The 18,513-nt window shown below is 62.3% G+C and carries 11 protein-coding genes and 2 tRNA genes; 2 read left to right on the forward strand and 11 right to left on the reverse strand.

All coding sequences use genetic code 11. The annotated features are described in order from the left end of the window. Window positions 1-323: 323 nt before the first annotated feature. The 7 genes from CK224_RS03215 to CK224_RS03245 all read right to left on the reverse strand — a co-directional run bounded on the left by CK224_RS03215 (window position 324) and on the right by CK224_RS03245 (window position 7,456). Window positions 324-3,107: a valine--tRNA ligase gene (locus tag CK224_RS03215; RefSeq protein WP_095780747.1), complete on the reverse strand. Its 2,784-nt coding sequence runs from the start codon at window positions 3,105-3,107 to the stop codon at window positions 324-326. 219 nt (window positions 3,108-3,326) lie between these two features. Next, window positions 3,327-4,133, reverse strand: coding sequence for a PopZ family protein (locus tag CK224_RS03220; RefSeq protein WP_095780748.1), 807 nt, complete (start codon window positions 4,131-4,133; stop codon window positions 3,327-3,329). 233 nt (window positions 4,134-4,366) lie between these two features. Beyond that, window positions 4,367-5,761: a TolC family outer membrane protein gene (locus CK224_RS03225; protein ID WP_066999937.1), complete on the reverse strand. Its 1,395-nt coding sequence runs from the start codon at window positions 5,759-5,761 to the stop codon at window positions 4,367-4,369. Between the two features lie 181 nt (window positions 5,762-5,942). Continuing rightward, window positions 5,943-6,617, reverse strand: a complete 675-nt coding sequence (locus CK224_RS03230) for a protein-L-isoaspartate O-methyltransferase (protein ID WP_095780749.1) — start codon at window positions 6,615-6,617, stop codon at window positions 5,943-5,945. 126 nt (window positions 6,618-6,743) lie between these two features. Next, window positions 6,744-6,817: transfer RNA gene (locus CK224_RS03235), tRNA-Cys, on the reverse strand. A gap of 177 nt (window positions 6,818-6,994) precedes the next feature. Further along, window positions 6,995-7,255, reverse strand: a complete 261-nt coding sequence (locus CK224_RS03240) for a hypothetical protein (RefSeq protein ID WP_066999931.1) — start codon at window positions 7,253-7,255, stop codon at window positions 6,995-6,997. Then, on the reverse strand, window positions 7,256-7,456 hold the full coding sequence (locus CK224_RS03245; RefSeq protein WP_095780750.1) for a hypothetical protein: 201 nt from the start codon (window positions 7,454-7,456) through the stop codon (window positions 7,256-7,258). Window positions 7,457-7,470: 14 nt separating this feature from the next. Here CK224_RS03245 and CK224_RS03250 point away from each other — a divergent pair. Then, window positions 7,471-7,545, forward strand: a tRNA-Asn gene (locus CK224_RS03250). Between the two features lie 80 nt (window positions 7,546-7,625). Here the strand turns inward: CK224_RS03250 and CK224_RS03255 are convergent. From CK224_RS03255 to CK224_RS03275, 4 genes are all read right to left on the reverse strand, one after another. Further along, on the reverse strand, window positions 7,626-8,531 hold the full coding sequence (locus tag CK224_RS03255) for an FHA domain-containing protein (RefSeq protein WP_095780751.1): 906 nt from the start codon (window positions 8,529-8,531) through the stop codon (window positions 7,626-7,628). Window positions 8,532-9,430: 899 nt separating this feature from the next. Then, entirely contained in the window at window positions 9,431-12,577 is a 3,147-nt protein-coding gene (locus CK224_RS03265; protein WP_095780752.1) for an efflux RND transporter permease subunit, read from the reverse strand. A 78-nt stretch (window positions 12,578-12,655) separates the two neighbouring features. After that, entirely contained in the window at window positions 12,656-13,534 is an 879-nt protein-coding gene (locus CK224_RS03270) for a hypothetical protein (protein WP_095780753.1), read from the reverse strand. Further along, the gene (locus CK224_RS03275; RefSeq protein ID WP_176477837.1) at window positions 13,521-16,625 is read right to left on the reverse strand and encodes an efflux RND transporter permease subunit; all 3,105 of its coding nucleotides are present in this window, start codon (window positions 16,623-16,625) and stop codon (window positions 13,521-13,523) included. The genes CK224_RS03270 and CK224_RS03275 overlap by 14 nt, the downstream gene beginning before the upstream one ends. A 442-nt stretch (window positions 16,626-17,067) precedes the next feature. On the opposite strand from CK224_RS03275, the gene CK224_RS03280 reads away from it, so the two are divergent. Then, window positions 17,068-18,369: a hypothetical protein gene (locus CK224_RS03280; RefSeq protein WP_245425712.1), complete on the forward strand. Its 1,302-nt coding sequence runs from the start codon at window positions 17,068-17,070 to the stop codon at window positions 18,367-18,369. The last annotated feature ends 144 nt before the right edge of the window (window positions 18,370-18,513 follow it).

Below are 18,513 nucleotides of genomic sequence, written 5' to 3' on the forward strand. Positions count from 1 at the left end.
ACCAATTCAGGTTAACGGCGCAACAACGAATTCGTGAGCTGTACATGTACACCTTGACAGCTCGTATTTTCGCCATGGTCATCGACCGCCCATTGAGCCTTAAAAGCGGCCCACTCGGCATCGGACTGAGAGAAAAAATTGCAAAAACGGTCCGAAACAGCTCAAAAACGGGCCATTTTGATCGGACTGGGCCCCATTGTTACATTACGGCAACAATGGGGCCAAAACTTTCCGTTTACGTCAAAATTAACCCAACGGCAGGCCCGTATCTGAGTGTAGTGACGCTTCGTAAAGCGCCCTCCAGTGAAGCCGAATCTTGCCGGTCACCCGGCGTCTCGGACCCTGGTCAGGGCGACTGAAAGCTTCTCTTGAGCCTCGCGATATTCGGCGAGCTTTTCGCGCTCTGCCTCGACCACCTCCTGCGGCGCGTTGGCGACGAACTTCTCGTTGGAAAGTTTCTTGTGCAGGCGGGCGATCTCCTCGGTTACCTTGGCCAGTTCCTTCTGCAGCCGCGTTGCTTCGGCCTGAAGGTCGATCAGGCTGCCGAGCGGCAGACAGACGGTCGCCTCGTTCAGAACGATCTGGGCCGAGCCTTTCGGCGGCGCATCCACCAGCGCGATGTCGCCGACGCGCGCCAGCCGCTTGATGGCCTGGGCGTGGCGCTCCAGCCTTTCCTGCGTAAGGGCACTGGCGCCGATCACCGTCAGCGGCGCGATCGCCGCCGGCGGAACGTTCATTTCCGAGCGCACCGAGCGAATACCGGAGACGAGCTCGACCAGCCAGTTGATGTCGGCGGCAGCCTCGTCATCCTCGAAATCGGGCGCGGGCCAGGCGGCGTGGCAAAGCAGGGAGGTGCGTACCTTCCCCTCGCCCGCGGTCTGCGCCCACAGCTCCTCGGTCATGAACGGCATCATCGGGTGCAGCAGCTTGTAGATCTCGTCCAGCACGAAGGCGACACAGGCCCGGCTCTCCGCTTTGGCCGCCTCGTCCGTGCCCATGAACACCGGCTTCAGCAGTTCGAGATACCAGTCGCAGAACAAGTTCCAGACGAAGCGATAGGCGGCGCCGGCCGCCTCATTGAAGCGGTAGGTGGTGATGCCCTCGGTGATCGCCCGCGCCGCCCGCGTCAGCTCGGTCAGGATCCAGCGGTTGACCGCGAGCTTGGCGTTCTGCAGCCAGAAATCGTCGTTCCTGGCGACCCCGTTCATTTCGGCGAAGCGCGTGGCGTTCCAGAGCTTGGTCCCGAAATTGCGGTATCCGGCGATACGCGCCGGGTCGAGCTTCACGTCACGCCCCTGCGCCGCCATCACGGTCAAGGTGAAGCGCAGCGCGTCGGCGCCATACTCGTCGATCAGGTCGAGCGGGTCGATGACGTTGCCTTTCGACTTCGACATCTTCTGCCCGTTCTTGTCGCGCACCAGCGCATGAACATAGACCGTGTGGAACGGCTCCTCGTTCATGAAATGCAGGCCCATCATCATCATCCGGGCCACCCAGAAGAAGATGATGTCGAAGCCGGTCACCAGCACGTCGGTCTGGTAGTAGGTCTTCAGCTCCGGCGTCTGGTCAGGCCAGCCGAGCGTCGAGAACGGCCACAGCGCCGAGGAGAACCAGGTGTCGAGAACGTCCTCGTCGCGCGTCAGGATCTCGCCCGGCTTGAAATTCTCAAGCTTGTCCTCGACCCAGGCCTTCCACGGGCCTTCCAGTGCCAAATAATATTCGACCGCCGCAGCCAGCGCCTCCTCTTCGGTCTTCTCGACGAAGACGCGTCCGTCCGGCCCGTACCAGGCCGGAATCTGGTGCCCCCACCACAGCTGCCGCGAGATGCACCAGGGCTGGATGTTCTCCATCCAGTCGTAATAGGTCTTCTCCCAGTTCCTCGGCACGAAGTTCGTGCGGCCCTCGCGCACAGAGGCAATGGCCGGCTTGGCGAGCTCCGCCGCGTTGACGTACCACTGGTCGGTGAGGAACGGCTCGATCGGCACGCCGCCGCGATCGCCATGCGGCACGGTGTGGCGATGCGGCTCGACCTTTTCCAGGAAGCCGCCCGCTTCCATCAGCTCGACGATCTTCTTGCGCGCCACGAAGCGATCCAGCCCGTCGAGTTCATCCCAGACGGACTGGCGCTGCGGCGTCACTTCAAGACCGGCAAGGAACTCCTCGTTATCCTTGAGCTTGATGTAGGCTTCGACGGTCAGGATGTTGATCGCCGGCAGCTTGTGGCGCTTGCCGACCTCAAAGTCGTTGAAGTCATGCGCCGGGGTGATCTTGACCGCGCCGGAACCCTTTTCCGGATCCGAATACTCATCCGCCACAACGGGTATCCTGCGGCCGACGATCGGCAGGATGACGTGCTTGCCGACCAGGTCGCGAAACCGCTCGTCGTCGGGGTGCACCGCCACCGCCGTGTCGCCCAGCATGGTTTCCGGGCGTGTCGTGGCGACGGTGATGAACGTCTGCGGATTCTCGGGATCGAACGCCAGGCCTTCGACCGGGTAGCGGAAATGCCAGAGACTGCCGTTGACCTCATGCTGCTCGACCTCGAGGTCGGAAATAGCCGTCAACAGCTTCGGATCCCAGTTCACAAGGCGCTTGTCCTTGTAGATCAGCCCCTGCTGGTAGAGGGTGACAAACACCTCCAGCACCGCCTTGGACAGACCCTCGTCCATGGTGAAGCGCTCCCGACTCCAGTCGGCCGAGGCACCGAGCCGCCTCAGCTGATTGAAGATCGCGCCGCCGGATTCGGCTTTCCACTCCCAGACCTTGTCGATGAACTCCTCGCGCGTCAGGTCGCGGCGATGGATCTGCCTCTCCATCAGCTGCCGCTCGACAACCATCTGCGTGGCGATGCCGGCATGATCCATGCCGGGCTGCCACAGCACATTCTTGCCGCGCATGCGCTCGAACCGCACCAGGATATCCTGCAGCGTGTTGTTGAGCGCGTGCCCCATATGCAGCGAGCCCGTAACGTTGGGCGGCGGGATGACGATGGCGAAGGCTTCCGCCCCTTCCTCCGCGCCGGCGCCGGCGCGGAACGCATCGGCCTCTTCCCAGATTTTGGCGATCTTCGGCTCGACGGTCTTGGCGTCGTAGGTTTTATCAAGCATGGAGGAAGTCCGAACTGTCGGGAACAAGCGTCCGGTGTAAATCGGAAGCTCTTGGCCGAGTCAACCGCGAGAAGGATGGGCCCGCCTTGCCCAGATAGGCTTGCGGCGATCTGCGGCAAGCCCATGACTCATCGCAAGACAAATCGCGCGGCCGCATTTTCGCGGAAATAAAAAGCACCGCCTGAGGGCGGCGCTTTTACGCTGAAAGCCCAGACGAAATCACTGCGCGCCGCGCGCCACGCGCTCGATTTCCTCGCGCACCAGCCGTTCGACCAGTGTCGGCAGGTTGTTGTCGAGCCAGTCCTGCAGCATCGGCCGCAGCATCTCCTCGGCCATCTCGTCGAAGCTCTTCTTGCTGCGGCTGGCGAAGGCATCGGAAAGCTCGCCGAAGGCCGCCGCGACCTGACGGCCCGCATGCTCGGACAGGATTGCCGGCCGGGCTGGCGGCAGGTCGGACGAGGATGGCGCCGAAACGTTGCCAGGCGCCGCGGTTTCGGCCGTTGGCGCCGCAAGATCCTCCTCGTCGATCTCGACTTCGGGCGCCACTTCCGGAGTTGCTACCTTCGCCTTGACGGAACTTCCGCCAACGGCGGCGATCTCGCGCCGCCAATCGGCGACGATGGTATCGGCACTTTGCGGCACGCTCTCCGCTGCCCTCGCGACCGCCGGGGTGTCCGGCTCCGCGGCTACCCTGGCCCCGACTTCCGCCAGGGTGGAGGGTAGAGGCGCGGTCTTCACCGGTTCAGGGCTCGTCTCGGCGATCGTCGGATCGGACGCCGCAAGCTGGGCCTGTATTTCCGCCAGACTCACCGGCTTGCTGGGAGCGGATCCGGCGTTGAGCTCGGAACGGAAGGCATCAAGGTCGGCCGTCTGCGCCGCCGGCGTCGGCCGGAGGTCCTGGCGAACCTCACCGTTGTCCGCCGCCGGTTGCTTGCGGCCGGTGTCGCTGTCCTCGATGATCCTTCGGATGGAAGCAAGTATCTCTTCCATGGAAGGTTCGCGCTGCGCGCTGCTCGCTGTCGCCATCGTCACATCCGCCGCCTTTGTGACTTGTTCAAGATTTCCAATCCGGCAAGACCGGAATTCGAATCAATGCGGACAGCGTAACTGACCGATCGTCATCCGAGAATCCCCAATCTGGGGAGACGTTGGATTTCAACAGATTAGCTCGCTACGCCGCCGGCAGCCGACCGTCTGGTTCCAATGCAAAAGCGCCGCGCATCCATTGGACACGCGGCGCTTTTGGAAATGCCAAAGGTTCAGCGGCCGTCCGGCGTGCGCAGCCCGATCCACTTGTCCTTGACGGCGTTGTAGTGCTCTTCCGGGTTGTATTTCGTGACCGCCAGGCCGAGTTGGCCGGCGGACAGGCGGCCGATCGCCGACAGGATGGCGTAGCTCGCCACGACGACATCGCGCTCGGAGCTCGCCTGGTTGATCTTGGCGGTGATGACGGCGTTCTGCGCGTTGAGCACGTCGAGCGTCGTGCGCTGGCCGACATTGCGTTCCTCGATGACGCCGTTGAGCGCCAGTTGCGCGGCGGCGATCACCTGCCTGTTGGCATCCACGCTTTCGCGCGCGGCGGTGTATTGCGTCCACGCCGAAGCCACGGCCTGGCGCACCTGGTCGCGGCTGACGTCGACCTCGATGCGGGCCTGGCTGAGCGATTCCTTCGATTGGCGGACCAGCGCAGAGGTGCGCCCGCCCGAATAGATCGGCACGGTAAGCGTTGCACCGATATTGGCCGAATTGGTCGTTCCTTCGGAACCCGCCGATGCAAAAACGCCGGGCGAGGTGTTGCGATACTGGCTCGAAATCCCGGCGCTGGCGGAAAGCTGCGGCAATAGCGCCCCTTCGGCCGACTTCACCGAAAAGGCCGCGGCGTCGACGAGATGCTCGGTGGCAAGGATGGCCGGATGCTCCGCGGCGGCAATGGTGAAGGCCGAATCGAGGCTTCCCGGCAGCAGCTTTCCAACCGGCGCGGCCGCCTTGAGCTTTCCCGGCTCGTCGCCGATGATCTGGTGGTAGGTCGCAGCGCTCGCCAGCGCCGTCGCGCGAGCGCTGGCGAGTTGCGCCACCGCGGTCGCCCGCGAGGCATCGGCCTGTGCGACGTCGGTGCGGGTGCCCTCTCCGACCTCGAAGCGCGACCGCGCGGCGCGCGCCTGCTCGGTCAGGAATTGCAGGTTCTGTGCGGTCAGGACCGCGATCTGGCGATCGCGAATCACATCCATGTAGGCGCTTGCCGCGTTGAACAGGATGTTCTCTTCGGTGTTGCGGAGACTTTCTTGCGAGGCCCTGACCTGCGCTTCGGCCGCGGCGACATTGTTCTTGGTTTGAAAGCCGTCGAACAGCGTCTGGTCGATCTCAACCCCGAAATTGCCCGTAGTGATGTTTAAGGTTTGACCCAGGTTGTTGTTGCGGCTGCTCGTGTAGTCGATGCTTGCCGATCCCCTGATCGTCGGCCGGTAGCCGGACTTGGCGATGGCCACGCCCTCGTCGGTGACACGGGTGCCCGCGCGGGCGGAATTCAGCTGGGAATTGTATTGATAGGCTTTGGCGAGCGCGCCGGTGATAGTTTCGGCGGATGCTGCCAGCGGCGAAAGCGCGGTCGCCGAAACAAGTATGGCTGATAGAAAAGTCTTGTGTAGGGGCGGCACGTATTATCCCTCATTCGTTTGCATGGGAACCACGCCGCGCACCTTTTCCTTCCGGATCAGCTAGCGCCGCGTGTTTATCGTCCCCCGCTGACAGCCCCCGAAAATGCACGTGAAGCAAATCAGCAACGATTGTTCAAGCGCAAGCGATCATGACAGCGCCTTCGCTGCAAGGCAAAACCGCTCAAAATTCGAACGCATGAGCACGTTCGAACCCCGGTAGTGGCTTAATTGCCGCATTAAATGCGCGTCTGCCGGTTACAACCCCCCCGGCCTTGACAAAAAGACGCGCAACGCCGGAGTTGCCCTGCCCCTCGACCACAACCAGCCGGCCGTCCTCGGCGAGCTGGCCGAGCAATGCCGCGGGCACCTCCTCGACGCTGCCGCCGATGAAGATGACGTCATAGGGCGCCGCGGCGGCATGACCCTGCGGTAACGGCCCGATCACTACTGTGGTGTTCTGGCAATCCAGTGCGGAAAGGGTCGACTTCGCGGCTTCGGCAAGCGTCGGGTCGCTTTCGAGCGCAACCACCGATTTTGCGATTCGGGAAAGCAGCGCGGCCGAATAGCCGGTGCCGCAGCCGACATCGAGCACCGAATCAGTGTCGCTGATTTCGGCCAGTTGCAAAAGCTTGGCGAGCGGTGACGGTTCCATCAGGTAGCGGGCACCGCCGCCACTGACGCCATCGGTGATGCGGATGTCCTCGTCGATATAGGCAAGGTCCCGCTGCCCGGCGCCGACAAAAGCCTCGCGCGGCACGGAAAGCATCGCTTCGATCAGCGGCGCGCTGGTCACATCGGTGGTGCGGATCTGGCCATCGACCATCTTCACGCGGCGTTCGGAGAAATCAGCGTTCATGTCCCAACCAACCCGCTTCCCGCGCCCAATTCGTGCCCCGCGCCCGATCCGATTTCCAGGCAAATGACGCGGGCCAATTCGACCGGAACCTAGCGCCCCGGCGCGACAGCGCCGGAGCCCGGGCATTGGAGGCCTCGCCCGGAATCGAACCGGGGTGCAAGGATTTGCAGTCCTCTGCGTAACCACTCCGCCACGAGGCCTTCCATGCTCCCGGCGTTCCGGGGCAACTCAATATGTTGGCGGTGAAAGGTCGTCAAGCACCGGCAAGTCATTCCCGATGCTTTCCCATTCCTCATCGAAGGCAGTGGTTGCCGATTGCTTGCGGCCGATCCCGATGGTGTCGCCGGCACCTGCTGGACTCTCTCCCTGCAAAGCTCTCAATCCGGCCGGCGGCGGCGTTCCCACCAGACCACGAAGCGGCGCCTGTGACGTCGCACCAGTGCGAATTCGTAGGACAGGACCAGCAGGCCGATCGGAACCATCCAGAAACCGAGAATCGGCAGAAAGCCCAGAATCCCGCCGATTGTGAGCAGCACGCCGATCGCGATCCGCAATCCCCGCGAGCGCGGCATGGAGAAGTCGCGGCCGAAGACCGTGATCTTGCGCGCCGGCGGGTTATCGTCGTCAGTTGCCGTCATTCAAAGCCAGATCCCATCTGCGCGGCCGATGTCATAAATACCAAAGGACGACCAGCCGCATTGTTCCATGCCGGTGTCAAGCCGCTCATATGTGGGCACGCCGAAGCGATGCCACAAATCGCCGCACGAAAAACTGCAGAAAAATTGCGAATTGCTGCTTTGCAAAGCCGAAAGGTGTTTGCTATAGGCTGCGCCACTCACGTCAGAGCCTCCGTTCCCCGGTAGCTCAGTGGTAGAGCAACCGGCTGTTAACCGGTTGGTCGCTGGTTCGAATCCGGCCCGGGGAGCCAATTGCCATTGTTTCATTTGATTGAATGAACTTCCGATACTGCAAGCGCGCGGCGCTGGATCCGGCAGCATGCGGCAACGGTCAAGCCGGGCCGGGCCAGTCTGAGGTAATTTCGTAGTAAAGGATTTCGGCGTCGCCGAGGGACGATCTGCGTCCAGGCGAGATAACGCCGGAGCCGAAGAGAAGAATATCTTCGCGGCGCACGAATACCTCATGGTCGGGTCCCATCGACACAAATGTGCCCGACGAGCTTCGCTCGATAAGGACGGCCTTGCCATTCGAAAGGGTGAAGGTTGCGTGGTGCCTTGAGACCCAGGGCCGCTGGATGACGATGTTGCATTCCGGGGATCGGCCGATCGTCACCAATTCGTTGTTTCGGCAGGATCGCAACTGATCTCCATAGCGGATGACCAGATTGATCTGCCGCGGCGGGGCGGAGCGTCTCTCGATAACCGTGCCCCGGCTGATGATTTGCGTACTGAGGGCCCGATCCTCGCTCCCCAGGGTATAGACATCGAAGAGTTCTTGCTTTCCCTTGAAAGCCATTTTGTCGAGGAGCCGCAAGGCACTGCGGCTATCCGCGCAAAGGGCTTCGAAGAAGCTCTGGCTGATCAGCACCTCCCCGGGGTTGGCCGTGGTGGACAACCTTGCGGTGACATTGATAACGTCTCCGAATACCGCGCCCCGCGCGCGAATGACCGCCCCGAAATGCAATCCGATCCGGGCGTGCAACGGCCCTTTCGTCAGTTCGCTGCTGATTTGGAAGACGGCCCTCAGCGCCGCCTCTGAACTATCGAACAGGCTGAGCACGTCATCGCCCTTCGAGTAAATGAAGTCACCGCCGTGCCGGGCGACGATCTCGCGTATCGCGTCGAGGCAATCCGAGATCTGCTGCAGAGCTGCATCGTCGCCGATGCGCTCATAGAGCGGCGTGCTGCCCACGACATCAGCTAGGAGGACTGCGGCCAGAAGTCTTTCCTGATCCATCGGCTCGTATCCGACCACGAACGCGACGTATATAGCATAACTCACCCTGCTTACCCGCCTGGGAGCCGGGCGCTGTGGCGAGACCACCTTCCACGGACAACCCGGCCTTGTTGCCGCCCCGGCAACTGCACAAGACTTTCCACGGCTATGACCAAGGCTGCCAAGCGCACGTTGAAGCGCAAGCGGGCGATGCGGTCCGGAACAGCATTCCGAAAGCGACGATGAGCATAGCGACGAATAGGCGCGGCATACGGGCCGGTTCAGGGTAATGCTGAGCGGCGCCCGTGAGACGAACGGGTGGAGTGTATCATTTTAATACAATCCTCAATTTGTAGACTCCTGCGATGCATCGGCAGCTAGTGTTCTCCGTCCAGGCTAGTGGAGGGAAGCCGCGGACCGGGAGGAAAAAGATGTCCATCCAAAAGGAAGACTATCGCACGAACCGAGCCGACTATGCCTTTGCCGCGAAAGGCCAATCGGCCGTCGATGTGGGCCGCAACGAGATTCTAGAAAGAAGAAAGAAGACTGTCTGGCTAAGAGATCCGCGAATCGCGAGATTGGCCGCAAATCCGTGCGAAAGCCTTCCAGGACCAAAACCCAGACCGCGCGGGAATTAGCGACGCTGCTTCACCTATGGATGCGTGCCCCATCATAGCGGCAGGAGCGTATAGTTGCCGTCAGCCGGTGCCGTATTTCGTTTCCTAGCCCCCGCCGGCTCGCCCCCGGCTCTGTCCGCCTGCTTTGTGAACACGGACGCGTTCCTTGCTGCTCCAAGTCCTCCGAGTTTTGTAAGTTGTCATGCTCTTTCGCTGCGCGATCGAGATGATCGTCAACGGTATAGCCGGTGGATTGAATGCGGTAGAGTCACGAACGTTCTGGTCTAAATCTCGGGCCTTGCATCAAAGGGGAGATGGTTCCAGGCCGAGACCTGTGGTCCGCGCCGGCGATCGCGCCTGCAGCGAACCGAGTCTGAGATAGATGGCAGGCACGACGAAGAGGTTCAGAAGCGTTGACGTGATCAGCCCGCCCAGAATGATGATGGCCATCGGATGTTCGATTTCCTGCCCGGGAATGTTGCCGGTAACAACCAGTGGGACGAGCGCAAGACCGGTCGCCAGCGTCGTCATGAGAATGGGCGAAAGGCGTTCACGCGCGCCGCGCAGGACAAGTTCCGGTCCGAAGGGCTCGCCCTCCTCGCGCTCCAGATGCAGGAAATGGTGGATCAGAAGCACCCCGTTGCGGGCCGCGATGCCCAACACCGTCAGGAACCCCACGAGGCCGCCTAGCGAGATGATGCCGTCGCCCAGATAGGCGGCGATGACCCCGCCGACCATAGCGGCCGGCAGTGAAAGGAAAACCAGGGCAGCGAGCCTCCAGCTTCTCAAGGAGGCCTGCAGCAGCATGAAGATTACGACCGCGGCGACGACAGAGGCATAGACGAGCCTGTTTTGCGCAGCGTTGCGTTCCGCCGCCTCGCCCAGCAGCTGGGCATGATAGCCGAGCGGAAACTCGATCTTGGCCAGGCGCTGCTCAACCTCATGGACGACGGAGCCCAGGTCGCGGTCGCGCACATTTGCACGCACGTCATGGCGGCGCGAGGCGTTCTCGCGTTTGATGGTGCTGGCCACCGGGGCAATCTTGACTTCGGCAACGTCGCCGAGCCGGACCTGACCGCCGTCGGGAGTATCCAGGAGAACGTTCTGCACGTCGTCGAGGCCGCGCCGCGATTTGGGCGTCGACCATACCATGACGTCATACACCTTTCCGATGCGATGAACGTCGCTCACCTCGTGACCGGCGAAGATCACGGCAGCAGCGCGACGAACATCGCCGGGCTTGAGACCTCTGGAAGCCGCCTTGGCGACATCCACGGTGACCTGAATTTGCGGTACCGTCTTCTGCGGCTCCTCGTGTAGGTCGATCAGGCCCTCGATGCCGACCAGGGCGTCGCGGACCCTCACCGCCTGCTCGCGCAACGCCGCCGCGTCAGGCCCGAAAATCCGAACCACTATCGACTCGCTCGATCCGGTGAGCACTTCCTTCACGCGTTCGCGAAGGTAGGTCTGGACGTCGCGATAGATACCGGGATAGCCGTCGACCGTGTCCTGAACGGCTTTCAGGGTCTTGTCATAGTCGACCTTTGGATCGACGCTGATCCAGTTCTCCGTGAAGTCGATGCCCACCACCTCGTCGGCCACCAGCGCCCGGCCGATGTGAGCGCCGAAGTTGCGCACTCCGGGAATGGATCTCAGTTCTTTGCTGGCAGCTACCGTCATCCGATACATCTCGGCGTGCGATGTCCCGGGCGGCGTCAGCCAGTGCATGAGGAAGTCACGTTCCTTGAAGGAGGGCAGGAGCGAGGTTCCGAGCAGCGGCCAAACTCCTAATCCCGCGACCACGACGACCGCGGTGATCCCAAACGTCGCGCGAGGAGCAGCGATGATCCTCGACAGCATGGCGGCATAGCCTCGCTGCAACCACCCGACCAGCGGCGAGACGCGCTCGATCGGCGCTCCTTGAAGCAGGATAAGGCAGAGTGCCGGCGTCACCGTCAGCGCCACGGCCATCGAAGCGAGGAGCGCGATGGAATAGGACGTCGCCAGCGGCACGAAGAAAGTGCCCGACAGACCGCCCATGAAGAACACAGGAATGACCGAGATGACGATGATGAGGGTTGCGGCGACGATCGGGCTGCGGATCTCGAGCGATGCTTCCAGGATGACTGATGCCACCGATTTGCCGGCGCCGCTGCGGCGATTCTCGCGCAATCGCCGCGTGATGTTTTCAACGTCGATGATAGCGTCGTCCACCACGGATCCCACCGCCACGACGAAGCCGGCCAGCACCATCGTGTTGATGGTCGTTCCGAGCCAGTAGAGAACAAGTCCCGCGGCGACCAGGGAGAGCGGGATCGCCAGCAGGCTGATCAGCGCCACGCGCCACTCGAACAGGAAGGCGCCGAGAACGCAGACCACCAGGACCGATCCCACCAGCAAGGCCATTGTCAGATTATGGATCGAGAGCTCGATGAACGTCGCCGGGCGGAAGATCTGCAGGTCGACGTCGATACCTTTGAGGCCGTCCTTCATTTCGGCGAAGGCGGCCTCGACGCCGCGCGTGACCTCCAGCGTGTTCGCCCACGGGAACTTCTCGACGATCAGCATCATGCCGGGACCGTCATTGATCACAGCGTCGCCGATCGGCAGCGGTTCCCCCCAGGTGACGTCGGCAAAGTCCGCCAGCACCAGTTGCTCGCCGGCCTTCGACTCAACCGGAATTCTCTTGACGTCTTCCAGCTTCACGCTGGACGCTACGTCGGCGCCGACATACAGCCGCTGGTTGGCGGTGTCGATGAAGCCTACGGTCTGGCTCTTGGCTGAGCTCGCCATCGGCAGCAGGCCGAAGTCCAGCGCATCGGCCGAAGCCTCCATGACCTCGTTCAGCGTCACGCCGTGTTTCAGCATGCGCGCGGGATCGACCTGGATCTGCAGCTGTTTGAGCTTTTCGCCCCACATCGCCACGTTGGCGACGCCGGGCACGCGCAGCAGGCGGAAGCGGATCTTCCAGTAGGCGGTCATCGATAGGTCGAGCTGAGTGAGCTCCTTCGACGAGAGGCCGATCTTCATGGTCCTGCTGGTCGAGGACAAGGGCTGCAGCATGACGGGCGGGCTCGAGCCGAACGGCAGTCTGGCCGACGCAAGCTGCACGCGCTCCTGGACGAGCTGCCGCGCGTGCATGATGTCGGTTCCCCGCTTGAAGATCATGACAATGGAGGACAGCGACATCACGCTCTTCGAGCGGATGACGTCGAGTTCCGGTGTGCCGCGCAGTGCATCCTCGAGGGGAATGGTGATCAGCTCCTCGACCTCGGCGGTCGACATGCCGATACCCTCGGTCTGAATCTCCACCAGCGGCGGGGAGAATTCCGGGAAGACGTCCACGGGCATCTTGCGGAACACGTCCAGACCCAGCAGCACCATCAGCGCTGCCGCGGCCAGTACCAGATACCGGTATTTCAGATTCGTGCCGATGATCCAGCGGAACATGGCCCTGTCCTTTGTTCGGATGATTGGACGCCGGCTAACTCAGGCGTTCGCAAGCGGCGGAATGTCTTTCACGCCCGCTCAGTGCCCGCCAAACTTCAGTTCAACCCCCATCAGCTCGACCGCGCCGACCGACACGACCGGCGTACCGCTCGCTGGTCCGTCCGACAGAACTGCTATGTCGCCGAGGACGCGCTCGACAGCCACCTTTTGGCGGACGAAGACGAGCGGCTCCGGGTTGGAGTAGAGCCAGCTGTTCCCGTGCTCGTCGTAGATAACCGACGAGTAGGGCACGATCTTCGCCATCCTGCCGCTCTCCGGCGCCTTCATCGCCACGAACGCATGATCGCCGGGCTTGACGCCGCTGCTTGCCTCGAGGAATTCAAAGAACCGCCCGTCGTCCCGGTCCGTCACCGCCACCGGCCGCGCCTTGTAATATTTACCGGAGCGGCCTTGGCCGGTCAGCAGCACGACGACTAGACCATCCTTATCCTCGTCCGCCGGGTTGGCGACGCCGAAAATCTCGGCAAACTCGTCGTGGTCGCCGGTCTCGTCGTCGTCATCCTCGTCGGCGACAACCGCGATCAAAATCTGGCTCGCCGCGTCCACAGGCACCTTGATCAGGGATTGCCGTGCTTGGCCGCTTTCACCGGCCGGCGCGATGGAAGCCGTCTCCGTAATTGCATTCACCGACGGTTCACCGCTCGCAATCTCGACCTGGGCGTTCATCATCATCCACCGCTTCGCCATCTCCTCCCGCACCGCTTCGGTCTGGATGCTCAGTCGTTTGGAGGCCTGTTCGGTCAGAACCACGCGTGGAAATGGTGAACCTGCGACCTCTACCAGCTTGGCAGGCGCGCCGGCGGGCGACTCCGCGGCCGCGAAGGATCCCGTGGCAACCACGACGAAAGCCACACCGGCGACGAGGGATGACGTAAGAAAAAGCCTATTGCGAAGCATGTGCAACTCCTCCAAGGCGTCGTGAAACCGGGCCGGAATGGAGCATCATGGCCGGTAGGACGAACAGATTGATCAGGACTGAAATGACTGCGCCTGCGATCACAACCCATCCCATTGGATGCAGAATCTCCAGACCGGCGGCGCTGCCCATGACCACTGCGGGAAGGAAGGCGAGGCAGGTGACCAGCGTGCTCGTCAGCATGGGCGCGAAGCGCTCGCGCGCGGCCGCAGCGACAAGATCCGGCCAGGATTCGTCACCTTCCCCGGTCTGATCGACGCGGCTGGCCAGAACCAGACCGTTGCGGAGTGCAAGCCCGAGGACGGCGAGAAGTCCGGCAAGCGCCCCAACCGAAACGGTGCCCGTTACCGCCACGAGGATCGCCGCGACGCCACCCGACACTGCCATCAGCGAAAGGAACATGCCGGTCGCCAGTCGCCAGCTTTGCAGCGCCGCCTGCAGCAGGAAGAAGATCAGGACTGCAGCCGACGCTGCGAAGAGCGCCACCTGCAGCATGGCTGCACGGCTCTCGGCATACTCGCCTCGAACGTAGGCATGGTATTCGAAGGGGAGTTGCACCTTCTTGAGTTCTGCCGCCACGTCTTCCGCCACTGCCGTGACGCTGCGGCCTGCGACGCTGGCGTGAACGTCCATGCTGCGCGTGACGCCGTCACGCTCGATGGTGCTCAACTGCGGCACCATCCGCACCTCGGCGATATCGCCAAGGCGTGTATGCGGGCGATCAGGCGTTTCGATCAGAAGATTCTCGACGTCGGCGATGCTGCTTCGTGCGTTGGGAGCCCCCCAAACGACCACGTCGAAGACCTTTTGCTGCTCGAACAGATTGCCAACCTCGAGCCCGGCGAAGACCGTCGCTGCCGCGCGCCGGATGTCCCCCGGTTTCAGTCCACGTGCGGCCGCCTCCGCAACGTCGACCTTGACCTCGATTTCGGGCGAGAAAGCGTTCTTGTCGATGCGTACGGAGTTGATGCCGTCAACGGCGGCGATTCTCGCGGCGACGAGCTTTGCCTGCTCTTCAAGCACGGCCGTCTCGGCCCCTTCGATGCGGACCACCACTGGTTCGCCGGCGTCGGCGAAGATCCGCCCGGCCGTACTGGCCAGATAGCCTTCAACCTTCACTTCGAGGTCCGCGAAGCCCTCCATCGTGTCGCGAATTTGGGACAGTGCGGCGGCTCGGTTCCCCCGCTCGTCGAGGCCAATCCAGAGCTGCCCGGATTCGATGCCGGTGACCTGGTCGCCCGTGATGGCCCTGCCGAGATGGCCAGCGACAGAGCGGACTCCGTCGATTGCGCGGACTTCGGATTCCAGTCGCGCCATCGTCCGGATCATGGCGGGCAAGGATGCACCCGGCGCGGCGTTGAACGAAACGCGGACGGTGCCTTCGTCAAAGGACGGCGACGGCGACCACTTCAGGGCGGGCGTCGCCGCGAGTAGCGCCAACGCTCCGAGACCCACGATCGCATAGGCAGGACCGGTCGTCGCCGAGAACCTCCCCAGCAGCCGCCCATAGGCCGCACCGAACAGCCGCGCCACCACAGGTTCGGACCTGTTTCCTGCTGCGCTGCCCGAGCGGAAAAAAACCATCGCGAGGGCGGGCGCCGCCAAGAGCGCGACGACCATGGCAGCAACCACCGTGACGCCATAGGCCTGAGCCAGCGGCCGGAAGAATGCCGCGGTTTCGCCGTCGAGTCCGAGTATCGGAGCGACCGCCAGCAGACCGATCACCGCTGCATAGATCATTGGCTTGCCGATTTCGGCGATCGCATCGAATACAGGCGCGGCGAGCGGACGGCCGCCACCGGCGCGGAGGCGCCGCCCGATGGCCTCGGCAGCCACTACCGCAGTGTCGACCACGAGGGAAAGCGCGGCCGCGAGGCCGGCCAGGTGGATCAGGTTGAAGATGGGGCTGCTGAAATAGAGAGCGACAAGTGCCGCGACATACGACAGGACGATCGCGACGACGGCGATGCTCGCCGCGCCGACCGGCGTCAAGGACAGGAAGAGGGCTACGGACACGACCACCATGGCGGCGGTCACCATCCGGACCAGATTGGCCAAGGCGCTGTCGACATAGTCGGAGGCGCGGTAGAGGGAGGCGTCGATGTCGATGCCCGGCATGCCTTGGCTCAACTCCGCGAGCGCAGCTTCGACCCCCGCTACGACCGCTTTCGTGTCGACGTTGGGAAGCTTCTCGACGACGAGCATGAGGCCAGGCTGTCCGTTGATCATCGCATCGCCGATCAGCGGCGGATGGCCTTCGACGACCTCGGCCACGTCTCCTAGCCTGAGCGCTGAAGACGGGACAGCAACCTTCGTCAGGTCGCTGGCCTTGCTGATCGGTTGCACATGCTGGATGCCGAGCCTCTGGTTCGGCGTGTCGATCCAGCCTCCGCTTCCGAGTACTGACGCTTCCAGATAACTGAGCGGCGAGACCCAGAGCGAATCCCCGGCGCTCTCTACGGCTTCATCGAGCGAGACGCCGGCCGATTCGAGGCGCTGAGGTTGGATTTGCACCTGAAGCTGGCGAGCGCGCTGGCCCCAGATCGCGACATTGGCGACGCCCGGCACGCTGAGCAGCTTCGGCGTCATCGTCCACCGGGCCAGCACCGACATGTCGATCAGCGATACGGTCTTGGACGACAGTCCGACGATCATGCCACGGCCCGCCGCCGACTTCGGCTGCAGCATGGTGGGCGGCTTCGAGACATTGGGCAGGGCCCAAGCCATCGTAAGACGCTCCTGCACCATTTGTCGGGCTTTCATTGGATCCATGCCGGGCTCGAAGGTGAGCAACACCGAAGCCATCCCCGGCACCGACTTGGAATGAATTGATTTGAGGAACGGCGTCGCGGTCAGAATCTCTTCGAGATTGATGGTCACCAGGCTTTCCACTTCGCCTGTCGACAAGCCGAGAGCCTCGGTTTGCACCTCCACGATCGGCGCCCCGAACTCGGGAAGAGCATCGGTTTTGGCCTTGGGAAGCAGAACGGCACCCGCCGCTACCAAGAGTATCGCGGCTGCTAGGACCAGATGCCGAAATTCGAGACTCAGCTTGACGAGCGTTTGCAGCACGGCAATCCCCCACGATTCCGCGGCGCGCGAAACCGCGCCTGCGACAGATCAGAGACAGTCCCAAAGCGTATCATGCGGGAGGGCGCCGCATAATTAATCAATATTGCAAGGCGCTTTTACCGTATATTCGGCGGTCCCTAACTTTCGGAGTAGAGAAATAGTTCATACAAATTTATTATGATCGCGACTCACGCGTGAGTGCTCGCGTCGGTTGCATGGGCGTGCGCCTGTTTCCAGCAAAACGCTGGACGTGCCGTGGCGCAGTTTGCCTCGGTCCGGGAGTGCCATGCGAATACTGATTTGAGGAAGGCGAAGCGAGATCGCCAATTTGCTGCGCCGGCGGTCCTCGGGGAGCGTACCGGGCGCGGAATAGCGAAGAAGTGTTGTAGGGATGCGACACGTTTGCGTTTGTATGAGACAAGTCGCGTTTGTAAGGGACAAAATGACGAAATCGCAGTTGCCACAGTGGAATCAGCGGATATCATCGACGCGTGGTGCATCTCATGGGGGCTCGCCGGTCATTCGCCTTTTTATCTTAGCGCTTAGTGGCATAGGGCTGCTGTACTCTTCGGCTTCGGCACTGGCGGAGGAGCACGAGCGGGCTCTAGCCGAAGAAACGATACCGGCTCTGGCTGAAGAATGCGCTGCGCCCTGCGCGGGGTACGAGGCTACCGCGGAGCTGCAGAACGACTGGATATTTGGCGCACATCCGTCTTTCCTGAGATCCGATGTGTTCTTTCCGAAGTTGGAGCTCGATCTTTTCTACGCGCCGACGGATTATCTTCGGTTCGTGAGTGCCATCATTACCGAGCCCGTGGTCGACCCGGAACCCGGGGAGAATGCGGCCTTTCAAGGGATCGGCACCTATGTCGGTGAGCTCTATGCTCTCGCTAAGGTCGATCCCCTGACCGTGAGGGCCGGAAAGTTCGACACGGTGTTCAGCCTGGCCAGCGAAGCCCTGCCGGGGATACACGCCCCGGATCTGGCGTCTGTTTTTGACGCTGACGAACGTCTGGGTGGCGAAGCTGTTGTTGGCTTCGAGGGCTTTGGGCTGAACAATGCCTTGGCCGCGACGGTATTCACGACCGACCGGACGTTCCTCAGCGAGTCGCTCTTTACCAACCGTGGACGGACCACGCTGGCGGATGGCGGTGCCGGCAACACCACCGGTTTATCCTCATTCTCGGTTACCCTTGATGGCTGCAAAGGGGCGGAAAAGGGCGATTGTTACAAGGACGGTGAATTCGGCTATCGCCTTGGCATCCGATACCAGAAGCCCGGGCTGTCCGCCGACACAGGGGAGGAGGAGGAAGAAGAAGAGGAACCGCTGCCGGGGACCGGCAATGAATTGGCCTACCTTGCTGCCGCCACTGGAAGCCTCGACCTTAACGGGAACACACTGAGGCTTCTCGGCGAATCGGCCTACCTCAAGCATTTCGACGGCGGTCCGGACGACGCTCTGCTTCTCACCGGCTCTGTCGCGCTGGAAGTGCAACCTTTGACCTACATAGCCACCTACACGCAGCAGCGGAACTTTGTCGCCGACGGTCCGGACACCCGCGAGCAATTGGCGGATTTCGAAGTGATTTATGCGTCCGGGGAAGAAGACGCGCCGTCCGGCGCGGCGAAATGGAACCTCGGCGCCGGCTACACATTCGCGGAGAATGCTGAGGACGAGAGAACGCACACCTTCAGTGTGCGCGCGACGCTCCAGTTCGGTGGACACGTGAAGTTGGGCAGGTAGGCTCGATCGTCGGGATGTCCGACGCTTGTTGACGGCTGCCTTCTGCTGAACTCGAGTGAGGTCCGCAAGCCCGTCTACATGCGCCGAACTTATTCCCTCCCTCAGGCTGATTGAAGCTATTTCAGCGACCCTTCAGCACAAGAG

It is taken from the genome of Mesorhizobium sp. WSM3862, assembly GCF_002294985.1.
Classification (GTDB): domain Bacteria; phylum Pseudomonadota; class Alphaproteobacteria; order Rhizobiales; family Rhizobiaceae; genus Mesorhizobium.